Here is a 17,460-nt window from a genome sequence, read left to right on the forward strand (position 1 = left end):
TAGTTTGGGCCTTGTAAAATCCATACGGATTGCGTAACGGTATAAAAGTCCACAAAAACTTCTAAGAGAAATTGAGACAATATCGGGTTGATTGAGTAACCAATAATTCAGTGATTGATATTCTCTGGCTGCTGGTCTGTTCGGGCTTAGTCTTTCTGATGCAGCCCGGATTTATGTGTTTAGAGTCGGGTTTGACCCGCTCCAAGAATAGTATTAATGTTGCCGTCAAAAATTTTGCCGACTTTGGCATTTCGGTGGCTTTGTTTTGGGCCTTTGGCTATGCCATTATGTTCAGCAGAGCGGCCATGGGCGGTATTGACCCCCAGGCTTTCTTTTTTGATACCACCTCGAATCCGGGGCAAGCCGCATTTTTTCTGTTTGAAGCTATGTTTTGCAGTACCGCCACAACAATCGTTTCAGGGGCATCGGCGGAACGGATGAAGTTTGGAGCTTATTTATTAGTCGCGGCTTTAACCTCCGGGATTATTTACCCCATCTTTGGTCATTGGGCCTGGAATGGGATTGAAACCAACCATTTAATCGGGTGGTTAGGAAAAATTGGATTTGTGGATTTTGCCGGGTCTACCATCGTTCATAGCATTGGCGGATGGGTTTCCCTGGCGGTTCTGTTGGTGATTGGGCCTAGGTTGGGACGCTTTACCTCCGATAAACCTCCTCAACAAATGCGTGGCTCTAACCTTCAGTTATCCGTATTGGGGGCGATGTTGTTGTGGTTAGGGTGGTTAGGGTTTAACGGGGGCAGTTATTTACATTTAGACATTCGAGTCGCCACGGTGATTGTGAATACCATCTTAGCCGGGACATCGGGAATGTTGGTCGGAGCGGTCTTAGGGTGGGTATTGCATCGCCGCCCGGAAGTTGAACTGATTATTAATGGTTCCTTGGCGGGTTTAGTTGCCATTACCGCATCTTCCCATGTGATTTCGACTCCCATGGCTTCCTTAATTGGTGGGGTGGGTGCAGCCGTCATGGTGTTAGTGTCTGTCACCTTGCAACGATGTCAGATTGATGATGCCGTTGATGCGATTGCGGTTCATGCGGGGGGTGGAGTTTGGGGAACCCTCGCCGTGGGTCTGTTTGGCAATCTCCATCTCCTGAATACCGGGTTATCCCGCACGGAACAATTGCTGGTTCAAGTTTTGGGGATTGGAGTTTCTTTTATTTGGGGATTTGGCTTAACTTGGTTGATTCTATCGATTATCAATCATTACTTCCCATTACGAGTTTCCCTTGAGGCAGAAACAACGGGGTTAAATATTTCTGAACATGGAGCCAAAACCGAAATTTATGATTTGTTTGAAGTCATGGAATATCAAGCCCGTACCCAAGACTTTAAACAACGGGTTCCTCAAAATCAATTTACCGAAGTGGGTCAAATTGGCTGTCGCTATAACCAAGTGATGCAGGCTTTAGAAGATTCCTTAAACCAAACCGAGGCAATTATTGAAAATGCCACGGATGCCATGATTACCTTTGCTAATCCATCGGGAGAAATTTTAAGGACTAATCCCAGTGCGGAAGCCATATTTGGATATTCGGCTGCGGAATTAGTGGGAACCTCGATATTACATTTATTTGATTGGCCAACTTCCCAGATTCAAGAGCAGAAAACCCTATTGGAAAAATGCCTATTACAAGGACGTCAAGAGATTGTGGGTCGTCGGGCGAATGGCTCTTGTTTCCCCCTGGAAGCCACAATTAATCAAGCTAAACTCGGCTATCAATCGTTTTATCTGGGAACCTTTCGGGATTTATCGGCCCATAAACGAGCCGAAGAAGCCCTGCAACAAGCCGAAGAACGGTTAAAAACTTCTCTGGAATTAAAGCGAAAAAATGATGAACTTAAAAACACCCTGAAAGAACTTAAAAAAACTCAAATTAAACTGATTCAAAGTGAAAAAATGTCGAGTTTGGGTCAGTTGGTCGCGGGGATTGCCCATGAAATTAATAATCCGGTTAATTTTGTTTATGGTAATTTGATTCACGCCACCAATTATACCCGGGATGTGCTGAATTTATTAGATATTTATCAAAAAGAATATACTAATCCTAGTGTTAAAATTCAGCAAGAGATTGAATCGGTTGATTTGGATTTTCTCAAGGAGGATTTTCCTAAAATTGTCGAATCCATGCAAGTCGGGGCTGACCGGATTCGAGATATTGTGCGGTCTTTGAGAACCTTTTCTCGCCATGATGAAGCCGAATTAAAACAGGTGAGTCTTCATGATGGAATAGAAAGTACCTTGATGATTCTGAAAAATAAACTGAAACCCCAGGGGAAATTAACCGGAATTGAAGTGATTAAGGAATATGGGAATATTCCCTTAATTGAATGCTATCCAGGGCCACTGAATCAGGTATTTATGAATCTGATTAGTAATGCCATTGATGCCCTCCATGATTCAATGATGCAGGATAAGTTTTCTTTAATATCCTGTGATAAGTCTAGGATTCAACCTCAAATTTTGATTAGAACTCTATCGGCGAATCACCAACGAATTATTGTCGAAATTGCCGATAATGGTTTGGGGATTCCTAAAGAGATTCGCTGTAAGCTATTTGACCCATTTTTTACCACTAAACCCGTAGGAAAAGGCACAGGTTTAGGATTATCAATTAGCTATCAAATTATTGTTGAACACCATAAAGGTCGAATCTGGTGCGAGTCAGAAGTGGGGGAATACACTAAATTTTTGATCGAAATTCCGGTCAAACAAATCCTTGAGTCTAAGGTTCATAAAACCGGTGAAAGGCTGTTGACCATTGACGGTTGACCCACAACCGAACCCTGCCCGGCAATCGAAAATCACTCAAAAAACTGTATTGCTGAATACAGAAATTAGATTATTGACACTCCCCCGTCACAGCGTAGCTTGATGGGGATTCTTTGTAGATTGGGAGAAACAAGGTTAAATGTTAAATGAACAGGTTAGGCTGAGTTAGTTTTGTTTAAGCAGCATTGGAATCCAGTATTTATTCGCTCGAAAACAATTCCGTATTGGGCTTGGATATCCTTAATCGGCAATGGACTACTCTTGTTTATCATCTTGGGATTGATGATGCACAGACAATCTATTTCTGATGCCACCTCTGTATCGGCCCTGACGGATGGGGTTCAAACCCATCAATTACCCTCGGCATCAGAATCCGCGTTAATGGGTATTCCCCGTCATCGTTGGACTTATGAACAATGGGTGGAACAGTTGGGGCGCGAGGCTAATGCCATTGCCAGCAACCCCCCGGAACGTTTAAGTATTTTAGCGGGAGATTCCTTAAGTTTGTGGTTTCCAACGGAACTTCTGCCCTCAGAAAGAACTTGGTTAAATCAAGGCATTTCTGGGGAAACTTCCACAGGATTATTAAAGCGGGTTAAATTATTTGATATTACTCAACCGGAAACTATTTTTGTCATGATTGGCATTAATGATTTAATTCGGGGAATAGATGATAGTACATTATTAAATAATTATCGAGATATTATTCGGGATTTACGTTGGGTACATCCCGATGCTCAAATCGTGGTGCAATCTATTCTTCCCCATAGCGACAAACAGTCTAACTGGGAAGGACGCGATCGCTTATTAAAAATTTCTAATCAACGAATCCGTCACTTAAATCAAGAGTTGAAATTCATTGCCCAGGAAGAAGGAGCTTATTTTTTAAATTTACATTCCCTCTTTATTGATGCAGAAGGCAATTTAAGACCGGAATTAAGCACCGATGGTTTACATCTGAATCAACAAGGTTATTTGGTTTGGAGTTCCGCCCTAAAAATCTATAGTCAAATTGCCCTAGAACCATCTTCTAACCCTTAAAATTATGAATCATCTCAAAATTATTATTATCGGTGCCGGAATTGGCGGTTTAACGGCTGGTTTAGCTCTAAAACGGGCAGGATATACCGTAGAAATTTATGAAAAAACTAGGGAAATTCGTCCCGCCGGAGCCGGAATTTCTATTTGGTCAAATGGGGTTAAAGTTCTCAATAGTTTAGGTTTAGGGGATGAAATTGCCAAAATCGGTGGACAGATGGATAGGATGGAATATCGCAGTCATACCGATGAATTATACAATCAAATTAATCTCCATCCCGTAACCGAAACCGTAGGACAGCGACCCTATCCCGTGTCTCGAACAGAATTACAATCCTTGCTTTTAAATGCCTTTAATAATAATATTGAAACCGTTAAACTGAATACTCAATTTATCGGCGTTGAACAGGATGCCCAGGGTATCACCGCCTATTTTGCCAATGGAGATCAAACCCGAGGTGACCTCTTAATTGCCGCCGATGGCATTCATTCTCAATTGCGAGATTATGTGGTCGGTCATCCGGTAGAATTGCGTTATGCGGGTTATGTGAATTGGAATGGTTTAATTGAAATAAATCCCAATTTAGGAGATAAAAATACTTGGGTGATTTATGTCGGAGAAAGTAAACGAGCCTCGATGATGCCCATTGGAAATAATCGGTTTTATTATTTCTTTGGTTGTCCAATGGCTAGTGGAATAATCGTTGAACCAGATCATCGTCAACGGGAGTTAAAACAAATATTTGCCCAATGGCCGTCTCCCGTTCAATGTTTAATAGAAACTCTCAATCCCCAGGAATTAAACCGTTTAGAGATTCATGATTTAGACCCCTTAGAAACCATCGTTAAAGGTCGAGTTGTACTGTTAGGAGATGCCGCCCATGCTTCCACCCCAACCCTCGGACAAGGAGGCTGTCAAGCTATGGAAGATGCAGAAATATTATCTCGATTTCTATTAACCACTAATTTAGGAGTAGAATATGCTTTAAAACGATATGAAACTGAACGGAAAGAACGGACTTCAACCCTAGTTATCAAAGCCCGAAAAAGAGCCGATATAATTTATGGAAAAGATCCCTATTTAACCCAACAATGGTATCAACAACTCCAACAAGAAACCGAACAGGATGTTACCCAGGCTCTATCTAAAACCATCCTAGGCGGCCCCTTTCACTAAAAGAAAAGAAACCGGGTTTCTAAAAAAATCTTGATTTGAGTTAATAGACCATAATTAGAAACCCGGTTTCTGAGGTATTATTAATTTTAACCCTTAACTTTTTCCTATGGTTGGTAAACTCACAACTCATGTATTAGACACAGCCCAAGGTCGTCCCGTAGCTAATTTAAAGATTGAATTATGGCAAATTAATTCAGAAATAGGAGAACGAACCCTTCTCAAAACTGCTATTACAAATCAAGACGGTAGAACCGATAACCCCTTATTAACAGAAACCGAATTAAATCAGGGAATTTATGAATTAGTCTTTGCCGTCGGGGACTATTTTAAAACACAATATAAATCCCTAAATTATCCCTTATTTTTAGATTATATTCCCATTCGCTTTGGCATTGCTAACCCCACCGTTGCTTATCACGTTCCCCTATTAGTTTCTCCCTGGTCTTATAGTACCTATCGAGGCAGTTAAACCCCATGCAAACCTATTCCTTATCCCAAGTTAATCAAATGACTCAAGCGGAATTTATCGCAGCATTAGGGTCTATTTTTGAAGCATCTCCTTGGATAGCAAAACAAGCAGAATTAAAACGACCATTTGAGACTATAGAAATATTATATCAAACAATGGTTGCCATCGTTAAAAATAGTAATTCACAACAACAATTAGCTTTAATTCGTGCCCATCCCGACTTAGGAAGTAAAACAAAAATGGCAGAATCTTCGGTAAAAGAACAAGCCGGAGTCGGGTTAAACCGTCTAACATCGGCTGAATATCAACACTTTCATCAACTCAACCAAACCTATAAAGATAAATTTGGGTTTCCTTTTATTATTGCTGTTAAAAATCAGACCAAAACCAGTATTTTAGCTGCGTTTGAACAAAGGTTAAATCATTCGATAGAGCAGGAAAAAATAACCGCCCTAGAAGAAATTTATAAAATCGCACAATTTCGTCTTTATGAAAAAACAGTTTAAATACGCAACAGCTTAGTCTATGAGTTTGCAGAGCAACCCGCTTTGCTGCTCAAAGAGTTAGGTCATCGCCATTCCAGAAAAACAGACGTGCTGGTGAGTGTCACTATTCACTGGACACTTCAATATTTAAAGATACGCTATAATCGCTTAATCGGACACAATTTTAGTTAAAAAGTATCATTATGATTGCTAATACTTTTTTTTGTAGTTATTCTGATTACTTTTGACTTCCCACAATAAACAATTAAAATCTTACCTAAAGTATGAAAGGAATCCAATTTATTGTCGATGAAAACGGAGAAAAAACCGCCGTTGTGATTGATTTAAAAGAATGGGGAAATTTATGGCAACAATTCTCCCAAATTCTTTTGAAAAATTTTTCCAGTAAAGAAGATTGGTTACATCAACCCCAGATGGAAGAAAAACTAGATCAAGCCTTAGAATGGAATTGTAATCATCAACCTCAAATTTCGGATTTAGAAGATTTAGAAACACAATTAAATGATTATGAATAAAGTGTTACTAGACTTAAATAATCCTGTTTTTCAACAAGATTTATTCGCTTTACCAAAACCAGAATCCCTGGCTGTCTTAAAAACCTTAAAAAAGATTTCTCAATTAACTTGGCAACAATTGTATGAAGATCAGGGATTAAAATGAGATGGGTTTTTTCTTTTAATAAACCTATATACAATTTTGAACCTCCAATACCTTTGATCGATTTAAATACACAACAGCTTACCAACCTAAAATCCCATCACTGATGACCTACTTAAAACTATTTCGCTCATCATTTTTAGACTTTATTGATGACCCTTTTTATGAATCTGAAGAAACCAGTGTTCGTTATCTTGCCGATGGATTATTAGTTATAGAATATGGAATTATTATAGACTTCGATGATTATAACATTTTAAAAGACAAATATCAAGGGTTTACTATTACCCATTATCCTAATTTATTAATCTTACCAGGATTGATTGATACCCATATTCATTTTCCCCAAACTGAAATGATAGCCTCCTATGGAAAACAACTCTTAGAATGGTTAAATCAATATACCTTCCCCACAGAACGTAAATTTAGTAGTAAAGAATATGCTCAACAAATCGCGGCATTTTTCCTAGATGAATTACTCAAAAATGGAACCACAACCGCCCTAGTTTTTGCCACGGTTTTCCCCCAGTCCGTTGATGCTTTCTTTGAAGAAGCCTATCACCGGAATTTACGCATGATTTCTGGTAAGGTGATGATGGATAGTCATGCCCCCAATTATTTAAAAGATACTCCCGAAACCTCCTATCAAGAGAGCAAAATACTAATCCAAACTTGGCATAAAAAAGGACGTTTACTCTATGCTATCACCCCTCGTTTTGCCATAACTTCTAGTCCTGAGCAGTTAAAAATAGCTGGAAAATTATTAACAGAATTTCCCGATGTTTATTTACAAACCCATCTTTCAGAAAATCTCCAAGAAGTTGAATTAGTCGCCGAACTTTTCCCCGAGGCTCCTCACTATTTAGGGGTTTATGACCAGGCGGGTTTAGTTGGAGAACGTTCAATTTTTGCCCATAGTATTCATTTAACTCCAGATGAATTTCAACGGTTATCTGAAGCTAAATCAGCGATCGCATTTTGCCCTACTTCTAATTTATTCCTCGGAAGTGGACTGTTTAAACTCCATGAAGCCAAATCTAAAACCCATCCCATTAACATTGGTTTGGGTAGTGATATTGGAGCCGGAACCAGTTTTTCCCTCCTCCAAACTGCTAATGAGGCATACAAAGTTGCTCAACTACAAAATCAAAATCTCTCACCCTTTCAAGCCTTATTTTTAGCCACATTAGGCGGAGCAAAAGCCCTAAAATTAGAGGATAAAATTGGTAACTTTAATTTGGGAAAAGAAGCGGATTTTATTGTTTTAGACTATAATTCAACTCCTTTAATGACTTTAAGAAATCAACAAATTTCCGAACCTCAAACCCGATTAAAAATTGCCGAAACCATCTTTAGTTTAATTATATTAGGGGATGACCGAGCCATTCGAGCCACTTATATTATGGGAAAGAGAGCATATCCAAACCCATAGGATACAATAAAATAATACACTTGCAATTGATAATATGATTCCTACAGCTATTGTTACAACTCCCAATGATACCCTGAATATCCGTTCTACTCCCAACGGTGAAATTGTTGATATTTTGAACGATGGAACCCAGGTTGAAATTAGTGGAGATTCTGTTAATATTGAGGGTGAAATCTGGACACCTATTGGTACAAATCGTTGGGTGGCTGCGAAATACTTAACACTTATTGATGCCGAAATTTTAGCCATTCCAGGTGCTAAAATTATATCCACACAAACCGAAGAACAAATCGGAGGAGGTTTACAAGTTTATCAAACCCAATTAGTAGATAATACGGGTAAAATTATTAATACCGTGCGCTGTGTTTCCGGTCGTATTGGTCATCAAATTCCCTGCGATATATCGGGAACTCAAACACCATTACCCTTTGGGATTTATACCTTTGATGCTCCGGGTATCGTTGAAGATGCACCCGGAGAATTTGGCGGGGTTTGGTCAGCAATTACACCAACTTTTCCCACACAAAGAGTGGGGTTAGGTGTTCATTATGACCCCTCGGCTTTTTTATCTGTTTCAGAAACCGGAACATCAGGATGTTTAGCTACACCAACCATAGAAGAACGAGAGATAATGACAACCTTTATTCTCGAATATCAACCCACCCATTTAATTGTTCAAAAACCAAAAAACTAAGACTGAAATTGTTTTAAACGAGCCAGATTTTTCTGGAAAATCTGAATATCTAAGTTTTCATTTTCTTGTTCAGTCACAGAACGTTTAACTTGACCTAAATAGAGAGGTTGAGAAAGGTTGGCATCGGGGTGAACAAGGGTTCTGGCACGAACTAATAGCGGGGCTTGAAATTGTCCCCCCCGTCCAGAAGAATATAAATCCGACGCCGCTTGACGCAAGGTGGCATCTAATTCGGTTTTGGTAATATTAGGTGCAACAGCAATCACAATCTGTCTACTCCCATCATCAAAGACCCGAGTATAACGTGCTGCCCCAGGAATTTGAACATGATGAAATAAACCCAAACCTAGACCAAAAACTCCACCCGTTAGAACCCCTGTAAAGGCGGTAATTCCTACTAACCTAAACCTAATTCCCCATTTAAAAATAAATGAGAATACGGTAATTACAGCCAGAACTAAAGTGGCAATTCCTATCCATTTAGAAAAGTTGAGCAATTCTGCTGTTGATAATGAGAAGTCCATGACGGTGGTTAAATAAACAACATCTAAACTTATAGCTTAATATTAAAAGGGTTACTTTGCATATTAATATTGTCTATAATTAATCCTAAAATCACTTTAAGGGTTTGGTCTCCAAACCCTTAAGAGGGTTAAAGTTGAAGACTAGACCCCATACTTGCGATTATACTTTCGGGGGTAGAGGAGGTTTTTGTTGGTGTGGAACACTCAAATTTTGAACAAATGGTAGTATATCAGAGGGAAGCACCACAATAGTTGTGGTGTTATTTTCTATCCCAATTTCCGAGAGCATTTGTAACCGTCTTAACTCCAATGCAGCAGGATTTGCCATAATTAATTGAGAGGCTTCTGCTAACTTAATTGAGGCTTCTTGTTCCGCTTCCGCTTTAATTAAACGGGAACGTTTTTCTCGAAGTGCTTCTGCTACTTTTGCCATAGCTCGTTGCATAGAAGTAGGAATTTCAACATCTTTCATTTCCACTCTTTCAATCACAACTCCCCAGGATTCAGTCATTTCATCCACGAGTTCTTGAATTTTCTGATTAATTTTATCTCGATTTTGTAAAACATCATCAAGACTACTTTGACCTATGACATTTCGTAGGGTCGTTAAGGCAGCTTGATAAACTGCTTTTTCATAACTTTCTACCTTAACAATTGCCTTGGAAGGATCAATTAAACGGTAATAAAGAACTGCATTCACTCGAATAGTTACACTATCAGATGTAATCGTTTCTTGCGGTTCTATATCAACGGTTTTGGTTCTAATATCCACTTGAACTTTTTGATCAATTGCCGGAATAATCCAATATAAACCCGGCCCTTTAATTGCTTGAATTCGTCCTAATCTGAAAATCACTCCCCGTTGATATTCTCGATCTAATTTAAACCCTGAAATTGTTAAATAAGCTAATAGAATAAAGAAAGAGCCAAAGACATAATTCATGGTTTTTTGATCTCCAATCTTAACTCCATTATAAATAGTGCCAGAAGTTAAGCCCAATTTCTTAATATTCTTTTATAGATTCCCAGCTAGATAATTAAGCGATCTGATTTATATGATATAATCATACTTCAGTTTGGTAATTTTTTTTGCTGAATCTCAGAACTAATAACTAATAACTAATGACTAATTTCTGGTACGGGCGGGTTTATCGAGATTTAGGTGATTAACAAAGATCTAAAAGAACCCGCCCCTACAACTGATAACTGGTAACTGAAAAAGCCCATTCCCTATCTTTAAGGTAAACCATACCAACTTTGTAATGCTAATCTATGAACTTCTAACCAACTAACTTTATGCTGTTTAGCTAGTTTTGCACAGTCTTCATATTCCGGTTGAACATTCGTGATCTTTTTACCTGAAAAACCCACTTTAACTCTAACTGCACCATATTGAGTTTCAACTGTTTGAATATCCCGTTTCAAAATACTCCGATTTTGTAGTGTATGACGAATGCCTAATGTTGTAGTTTCTCGAAATAATATAGCTTCACAAACTTGACGGTGTTCGGGATGACAAATTACCGTCAATAATACGCCTAAACGGGATTTTTTCATGGTAATTGGTTGACTAAAAACATCAATAGCTCCCGCTTGAAATAACAATTCAAAAGTATAAGCAATCACTTGAGGACTTAAATCATCAATTTGAGTTTGTAGTACAGAAATAGTTTCTGCAATCGTTTGAATTTCTGTATTAACCGTTGAAAAAATATCGGAATCCAGAGATTGATGTTGTTCGCCCACCCATAGTCTTAAAATATTAGGAATCGGTAAATCCCTAGACCCTGCACCTAATCCAATAGTTTGAATCGATAAAGCCGGAGGTTCTCCAAAACCTTGAGCTAAAGTAACTGCAATTGCCGCCCCCGTTGGTGTCACCAATTCCCGTTCAATTCCATTACTATAAACCGGAACTTTCCCCATTTCAAATAACTTTAAAACCGCCGGAGCCGGAACAGGTAATTGACCATGAGCCGCCCAAACTGTTCCTCCTCCAGTCGGTAATGTTGAACAATAAAATTGTTCAATATTTAACCAATCTAAACCCAAACAAGTCCCGACAATATCCACAATTGCATCCGTCGCTCCGACTTCATGAAAATGCACTTCTTCAACGTTCATACCATGGACTGCGGCTTCTGCTTGGGCTAACTTGCGAAAAATAGCTAAACTCCAAATTTCCACCTGTTGAGGCAATTTAGCTTGTATAATGATTGCTTCAATTTGTGATAAATGCCGGGTGGCACTAGAATGATGATGATGTTCATGATCATGATCATCATCATGATCATCGGAGTTTTGTTGAGTTAAATTAACAGAAACTTTTGTGGCTAACTGCCCTTGGCGACGCACAGGTTCGGCTTTTAACTCATATTCTGCCCCAATTCCCAGTAACTCTAACTTTTCTTTTAAATAGTCCAGGGGAACACCCGCGTGGACTAATGCTCCTAGACACATATCGCCAGAAATTCCTGTCGGACATTGGAAATAACCAATCTTAGCCATAATTTGTCGTTAGTCTGCTAGTCTTGAAATCGATATAAAATTTGTTTTCTAAAATACAACATATTACTATGGCAATTCTATACGAAATTCATCCCCAAAACCCCCAAGAACGCATCCTGGAAAAAATCAAAGACGACCTCAAGGATGGGGCGGTGATGCTATATCCGACGGATACAGTCTATGCTATTGGTTGTGATTTGACGGTGAAGTCAGCCATTGAACGAGTCCGACGCATCAAACAACTCTCCAATGATAAACCCCTAACTTTCCTGTGTTCTTCCCTATCTAATATTACAGATTATGCCATTGTGAGTGACTCCGCTTATCGTTTAATTAAGCGATTAGTCCCCGGGACATACACTTTCTTATTACCCACGACTAAATTAGTTCCTAAATTAGTCATGTCTCCTAAACGAAAAACCACGGGTATTCGGGTTCCTAATCATCAAGGTTGTTTGTCCATTCTTAAAACTTTAGGCAATCCCATTATTTCAACTTCTGCCCATATTACCACAGAAGAAGAAGGTCAAGCTCCGATTGCTTTACCCATAGAACATGAAGTTGATAAAGCCAGATTATATGATAGTTTAGGCAAGTTAGTCGATATTATTGTGGATGATACCTCAGACCCAGGATATCATGTTTCAACCATTATTGATTTAACCACTGATCAACCTATTATTATTAGAAAAGGTCAAGGCTGGGAAGAAGTAGAAGAATGGTTTCAAGAATAATTATAGCAGTTGTAGGGGCGGGTTAATCGAGATGCGCGGTGATTAACAAATATCTAACAGAACCCGCCCTTACTTACTTCTTTTTGTTTTCGTGGTTTAATTAAAATGATCACACCAAAAATCCCCCTTTTAAGGAGGATTTAGGTAGTTTTATTTTCTTATGAATTATAACGTTTTTCTAACCAAATTCTAACTTCCTGCTCCGTATCAAAGCGAGCTTGATCACCCGTAACCGGATCATAAGTCTGCCAGATTATATTTCCCTCAGCATCTTTTTTTTGCCAGATTTTAGGTTCAGTTGGTGAAGCAAAAGCATTCACAAATATTGCTGTAATACTTTGGAGACTATGAAGAATATTTTGCCCCAGACTCAACCCTTTATCCTGATAACTGGGCAATAGGGTCAACGATGTGTGCAGCGTTGCTAATGATGAACTTTTGCTCATTTTCATCCGATTCACCTCACTAAAAATGGATGGTGAGTTATCCCAAAATTAAACAAACACCGATGACAAACCGGGGTGTTTGGTTTCAGTACACTTCACCCGAAAAAACCTGATTCTGTCCCGTTTAATCCTTGCTTAATTCCCACTAGGGAAAACTAATCTTGTTCTATTCCTATTGTTATATTTTCCATCTCACCCGTACAGATGCAGTTATACTAAATTGTAACCATAACAGTTTTATTGATCTGAACTGTTATGCTAGTTCTCACCCTCAACTGTTACCCCCCGACCCACCCCATGAAAGTTAGACCCCTGGAAACGGAAAATGGTACAAACCTCTATGAGCAGGTAGCCCATAGAATAGAAGGCTTAATTATTGAAGGCACTTTACAAACGGGCGATCGCATTCCCTCCGTGCGAAAAATGCACCAACAGATGAACGTGAGTATTTCTACGGTCTTAGAAGCCTATCGTTTATTAGAAGACCGGGGATTAATTGCCGTGCGTCCCCAGTCCGGTTATTTTGTCCGTCCAGGTGTTCTATCCCATCGAGAGGAACCCAACCCCTCAGCCCCGCCCCACCAAGCCTTAAAGGTGGATACCTCCCTCGCTGTGCGGATTAATCGCACCCTGCGGGAACCAAATATCATTAAACTCGGGGCGGCGGTGGCCGATCCGTCCCTGCTTCCCCTGGCTACCCTAAACCGTTTGATCGGACAAGCCTTGAGAAATGATCCGCAGCGCTGCCATTCCTATGATGTCCTACCCGGTTGTGAACCCCTGCGGCATGAAGTTGCCCGTCGGTTAATGGAAGCCGGATGTTCGATCACACCGGATCAGATTTTGATTACCAATGGCACCACCGAAGCCCTGTATTTATCCTTGAGAGCGATCACCCAACCCGGGGATACCATTGCCATTGAATCCCCCTCCTATTATGGATTATTAGAAGTCATCGCCTCACTGAATTTACGCGCCTTGGAATTACCTACCCATCCACGGGAGGGGCTCTGTTTAGACACCTTAGAAACGGCATTAAAAAAATGTTCAATTGCCGCTTGTGCCTTAGTGTCTAATTTTAGTAATCCTTTAGGCACTTGTATGAGTGATTTACATAAAAAACAATTAGTTACACTTTTAGAAACATATAATATTCCCTTAGTAGAAGATGATGTTTATGGGGATTTATGTTTTCAAGGAAACCGCCCGAAAGCGATTAAAGCCTTTGATCAAAAAGGATTAGTTTTATATTGTGCTTCCTGTAGTAAAACCCTATCCCCAGGATTACGGGTGGGTTGGTTGGTAGCAGGACAATATCAAACTCAGGTCGAACAATTAAAACTATTTACTAATATGGCTACGGCTACTGTCAATCAGTTAGCGATCGCCGCTTTTTTATCCAATGGTGGCTATGAACGACATTTGCGCCAATTAAGACGAGCTTATTATGAACAGGTGATGCGCATGACCCAGGCAATTTGTGATTATTTTCCCCCAGAAACCAAAGTTTCTCGTCCTTCTGGGGGTCATGTCCTCTGGGTAGAATTGCCCGCTCATTTTGACGCTTTAGAATTACATGAACAAGCCTGTCAACATCAAATTAGTATTGCTCCGGGTTCAATGTTTTCGGCATCGGGAGCCTATAAAAATTGTTTTCGATTAAACTGTGGTTTGCCCTGGTCAGATCAACTGGAGCAAGCGATGAAAATTTTGGGGAATTTAATTAAAAATATAAATAATTAGGGAATAGGGAATGGGCAATGGGCAATGGAAAAAAAGGAGTGGGGAATAGGGAATGGGCAATGGAAAAAAAAGGAGTGGGGAATAGGGAATGGGCAATGGGCAATGGAAAAAAAGGAGTGGGGAATAGGGAATGGGCAATGGAAAAAAAAGGAGTGGGGAATAGGGAATGGGCAATGGGCAATGGAAAAAAAGGAGTGGGGAATAGGGAATGGGCAATGGAAAAAAAAGGAGTGGGGAATAGGGAATGGGCAATGGGCAATGGAAAAAAAAGGAGTGGGGAATAGGGAATGGGCAATGGAAAAAAAAGGAGTGGGGAATGGGCAATGGGCAATGGAAAAAAAAGGAGTGGGGAATAGGGAATGGGCAATGGAAAAAAAAGGAGTGGGGAATAGGGATTTATTTTTCAAGTGTTCTAATAAGAGAAATAATCATTCTAGTTTCAGATTGTAGATCATTTATTAAAGATTCTATATCTTTTTTATCACATAATCCTACAGATTCAGCCAGAAAAAGATGGGTTTGTAATTCGTTAATAGAGCCTTGTGCAATATTGAGAAAACGTTTATATTCGACCGATGATCTTCTACCGTATCCTTCCGAAATATTTGCCGGAATTGATGAAGCTGATCTTCTGATTTGTTGAACCATTCCATATAACTCATCTTTGGGAAATTGCTTAGTTAGAAAATAACATTGTTTAGCTATATCCATACCTTTTTGCCAAATTCTTAAGTCTTTAAAATCATTTACTTCAGACATAAAATACACCTATAGTAGTTCTATTTGATTAGGGTTAAAAATTTATGATCAATAGGGAATGAGCAATAGGATAAATATTTTTAGCCTGTTTATAGACACTTTAAATTATTAAAACTTATTTAGGATTGTTATATTTTTTTCCTGCTATTCCCCATTCCCCATTCCCCATTTATTCAATAATTTGGGGGGCAACCCGAACTTGGTCACGCCCTTGAAATTTTGCCTGGTACATGGCTTTATCTGCGGCACTAATCAACTCTTGGATATGGGATTGATCTCCAGGAATAGCACAAGCAACACCAGAACTATTGGTAACCAAAGAACTAATCGGGGATGAAAGATGGGGAATCCGTAGAGAACGGATTTGAAATTGAATTGCCTCTGCAATTTTTCGAGCATTTTCGACATCGACTTGGGGTAAAATAACCGCAAACTCCTCCCCACCATAACGAGCTACTAAATATGGTTTGGATTCCCTAACTTTTTTTACCGCAGTTTCAATGGCATTAGCAATTCGTTGTAAGCAATAATCCCCGGCTAAATGACCGTAGGTATCATTATAAAACTTAAAAAAATCCACATCACATAAAATCATTGAAAGATAACCCCGTTCATAGGATTGCCATTGTTCTTGTAAATAGGTATAAAACTGACGGCGGTTCGCCACTTGAGTCAAATCATCCAAGGTAGCTAAACGCTTAAGTTGTTGGTTTTCAGCCTGTAACTTGATTAGTAATTCTTGCTGAAGTTTAACTTGGTTTTTTAGGGTTTTAATGGTGATATCAGGCAATAAATTATCCTGGGAATTATTGAAATTTACAAATGGATTTAAAGCATTAAAAGCTGTGGCTAAAGAGCTTGGATTTTGGTTGTTCATTTCTGAATAACTATTCATCCACAATAAAGGGACATTTTGAGTGATTTTTGCCTGTTTTAATTGTCGATGCGTTTCTTGGGCATTAGCTTGATCAGGGTCAAAAGGAATGATAATAATATCAGGATTACTATATTCAGCATGAAAAATAGCACTTTCTGGATCGGGAGAAATCACAAAATTTAAGTTAAGTTGGTTCAATAAGTTAACAAATGATCTAAAATTGAATAAGTTGGTTTCCTCAATGACAACAATGATATAGGGTTTTAATTGACTTTGATTCATGGCGGGTATGCAACCTGGGATATTTAAGTTCAGCATTTTGACCTAATCTGTTACTTCGGACTGACCCAAGTATCTAATGTTTAGTTTTGACTAGCAGTGATAGAGCTTGGATAAACCTGTGATAGTTTGAAACCCTCGACGTGACGAACAGGTCAGATCAAATGTGACTGATAGCACAGTGTATAAGTGATTGGGATCACAAATGGGCAATGGACTGGTGGCAAAGACCGCAGTATTGAAGTCTCCATCTTTAGGGGAATTGAGGGGTGGAGGCTAAATTTTTGATCACAAACCTGTGTGACCTCTCTCTCACCCCCGAGGTTGGGAGTCGGGTGTAGGATAGGAAAGGTTAATGTACTGAATCAAAGAAAATAGGTGTCTATGTCAATTTGGCCCAGTTTAGTTACAATTTGTGCCTTAGTGCTGTATTTGGTCGTGACGATTAATGTCGGACGTGCGCGAATCAAATACAAAATTATGCCTCCTCAAATGACCGGAGACGAAAATTTTGAGCGCGTGGTACGAGTCCAACAAAATACCCTAGAACAATTAGTTTTATTTCTTCCAACTTTATGGTTATTCTCTGAATGGATTAGTCCGATTTGGGCTGGTGCTTTGGGCGGAGTTTGGGTAATTGGACGGATTTTATTTGCTTGGGGATATTACCAAGCCGCAGAAAAGCGGAGGTTAGGGTTTGGAATTAGTTCCCTCATCACCTTTACCCTTTTGGGTGGTGCTATAGTTGGAGTGATTCTCTCGCTAATTTCAGCAGTAAAATCACCCCTGGTTTCAATATTCTGTAATCCTTGGTTTTAAATC

General features: G+C 39.3%; 19 protein-coding genes. 13 read left to right on the top strand and 6 right to left on the bottom strand.

Annotation, left to right across the window (positions count from 1 at the left end):
* Positions 1–110 precede the first annotated feature (110 nt).
* The 9 genes from amt (at position 111) to AC2D3N_RS09685 (ending at position 8,768) form a co-directional block, all read left to right on the top strand.
* A complete protein-coding gene (amt, locus tag AC2D3N_RS09645; protein WP_484693479.1) occupies positions 111–2,795 on the top strand; it encodes an ammonium transporter in 2,685 nt (894 codons plus the stop codon).
* 282 nt (positions 2,796–3,077) lie between these two features.
* Positions 3,078–3,836 carry a GDSL-type esterase/lipase family protein gene (locus AC2D3N_RS09650; RefSeq protein ID WP_484693480.1) on the top strand — a complete coding sequence of 253 codons (759 nt, stop codon included), beginning with the start codon at positions 3,078–3,080 and terminating at the stop codon, positions 3,834–3,836.
* Positions 3,837–3,840: 4 nt separating this feature from the next.
* Positions 3,841–5,010 (top strand): FAD-dependent urate hydroxylase HpxO, encoded by a 1,170-nt coding sequence (gene hpxO, locus AC2D3N_RS09655; RefSeq protein WP_484693481.1) that lies wholly within the window; start codon positions 3,841–3,843, stop codon positions 5,008–5,010.
* 106 nt (positions 5,011–5,116) lie between these two features.
* On the top strand, positions 5,117–5,479 hold the full coding sequence (gene uraH, locus AC2D3N_RS09660; protein ID WP_484693482.1) for a hydroxyisourate hydrolase: 363 nt from the start codon (positions 5,117–5,119) through the stop codon (positions 5,477–5,479).
* Positions 5,480–5,484: 5 nt separating this feature from the next.
* Entirely contained in the window at positions 5,485–5,985 is a 501-nt protein-coding gene (uraD, locus tag AC2D3N_RS09665) for a 2-oxo-4-hydroxy-4-carboxy-5-ureidoimidazoline decarboxylase (RefSeq protein ID WP_484693483.1), read from the top strand.
* Between the two features lie 263 nt (positions 5,986–6,248).
* Positions 6,249–6,500, top strand: a complete 252-nt coding sequence (locus AC2D3N_RS09670) for a hypothetical protein (protein WP_079677054.1) — start codon at positions 6,249–6,251, stop codon at positions 6,498–6,500.
* Positions 6,493–6,645: a hypothetical protein gene (locus AC2D3N_RS09675; RefSeq protein ID WP_159451501.1), complete on the top strand. Its 153-nt coding sequence runs from the start codon at positions 6,493–6,495 to the stop codon at positions 6,643–6,645. The genes AC2D3N_RS09670 and AC2D3N_RS09675 overlap by 8 nt, the downstream gene beginning before the upstream one ends.
* A gap of 103 nt (positions 6,646–6,748) precedes the next feature.
* The gene (gene guaD / locus AC2D3N_RS09680) at positions 6,749–8,074 is read left to right on the top strand and encodes a guanine deaminase (protein ID WP_079677053.1); all 1,326 of its coding nucleotides are present in this window, start codon (positions 6,749–6,751) and stop codon (positions 8,072–8,074) included.
* Positions 8,075–8,108: 34 nt separating this feature from the next.
* Complete coding sequence (locus tag AC2D3N_RS09685; protein ID WP_079677052.1) at positions 8,109–8,768, top strand: SH3 domain-containing protein; 660 nt, start codon at positions 8,109–8,111, stop codon at positions 8,766–8,768.
* Here AC2D3N_RS09685 and AC2D3N_RS09690 read toward each other — a convergent pair.
* The 3 genes from AC2D3N_RS09690 to larC all read right to left on the bottom strand — a co-directional run bounded on the left by AC2D3N_RS09690 (position 8,765) and on the right by larC (position 11,800).
* Positions 8,765–9,292, bottom strand: a complete 528-nt coding sequence (locus tag AC2D3N_RS09690; RefSeq protein ID WP_484693484.1) for a DUF2518 family protein — start codon at positions 9,290–9,292, stop codon at positions 8,765–8,767. The two genes, AC2D3N_RS09685 and AC2D3N_RS09690, sit on opposite strands and share 4 nt — an antisense overlap.
* A 160-nt stretch (positions 9,293–9,452) precedes the next feature.
* On the bottom strand, positions 9,453–10,292 hold the full coding sequence (locus tag AC2D3N_RS09695) for a slipin family protein (RefSeq protein ID WP_484693485.1): 840 nt from the start codon (positions 10,290–10,292) through the stop codon (positions 9,453–9,455).
* 236 nt (positions 10,293–10,528) lie between these two features.
* Positions 10,529–11,800 carry a nickel pincer cofactor biosynthesis protein LarC gene (gene larC, locus AC2D3N_RS09700; protein WP_079677050.1) on the bottom strand — a complete coding sequence of 424 codons (1,272 nt, stop codon included), beginning with the start codon at positions 11,798–11,800 and terminating at the stop codon, positions 10,529–10,531.
* A gap of 68 nt (positions 11,801–11,868) precedes the next feature.
* Between larC and AC2D3N_RS09705 the strand changes: the two genes are divergently transcribed.
* Positions 11,869–12,534, top strand: coding sequence for an L-threonylcarbamoyladenylate synthase (locus AC2D3N_RS09705; protein WP_079677049.1), 666 nt, complete (start codon positions 11,869–11,871; stop codon positions 12,532–12,534).
* 158 nt (positions 12,535–12,692) lie between these two features.
* On the opposite strand, the gene AC2D3N_RS09710 is transcribed toward AC2D3N_RS09705, so the two are convergent.
* The gene (locus AC2D3N_RS09710) at positions 12,693–12,986 is read right to left on the bottom strand and encodes a hypothetical protein (RefSeq protein WP_484693486.1); all 294 of its coding nucleotides are present in this window, start codon (positions 12,984–12,986) and stop codon (positions 12,693–12,695) included.
* Between the two features lie 249 nt (positions 12,987–13,235).
* On the opposite strand from AC2D3N_RS09710, the gene AC2D3N_RS09715 reads away from it, so the two are divergent.
* A complete protein-coding gene (locus AC2D3N_RS09715; RefSeq protein WP_234996594.1) occupies positions 13,236–14,723 on the top strand; it encodes an aminotransferase-like domain-containing protein in 1,488 nt (495 codons plus the stop codon).
* A gap of 17 nt (positions 14,724–14,740) precedes the next feature.
* Positions 14,741–15,007: a hypothetical protein gene (locus AC2D3N_RS09720; protein ID WP_484693487.1), complete on the top strand. Its 267-nt coding sequence runs from the start codon at positions 14,741–14,743 to the stop codon at positions 15,005–15,007.
* A gap of 112 nt (positions 15,008–15,119) precedes the next feature.
* On the opposite strand, the gene AC2D3N_RS09725 is transcribed toward AC2D3N_RS09720, so the two are convergent.
* Positions 15,120–15,482, bottom strand: a complete 363-nt coding sequence (locus AC2D3N_RS09725; RefSeq protein WP_079677047.1) for a four helix bundle protein — start codon at positions 15,480–15,482, stop codon at positions 15,120–15,122.
* A 169-nt stretch (positions 15,483–15,651) separates the two neighbouring features.
* Entirely contained in the window at positions 15,652–16,677 is a 1,026-nt protein-coding gene (locus tag AC2D3N_RS09730) for a GGDEF domain-containing protein (protein WP_484693488.1), read from the bottom strand.
* A gap of 345 nt (positions 16,678–17,022) precedes the next feature.
* Here AC2D3N_RS09730 and AC2D3N_RS09735 point away from each other — a divergent pair, with 345 nt between their 5' ends.
* Positions 17,023–17,457: an MAPEG family protein gene (locus AC2D3N_RS09735; protein WP_079677045.1), complete on the top strand. Its 435-nt coding sequence runs from the start codon at positions 17,023–17,025 to the stop codon at positions 17,455–17,457.
* Positions 17,458–17,460: the final 3 nt, after the last annotated feature.

The organism is Planktothrix sp. PLAVEN19ND (assembly GCF_057220675.1).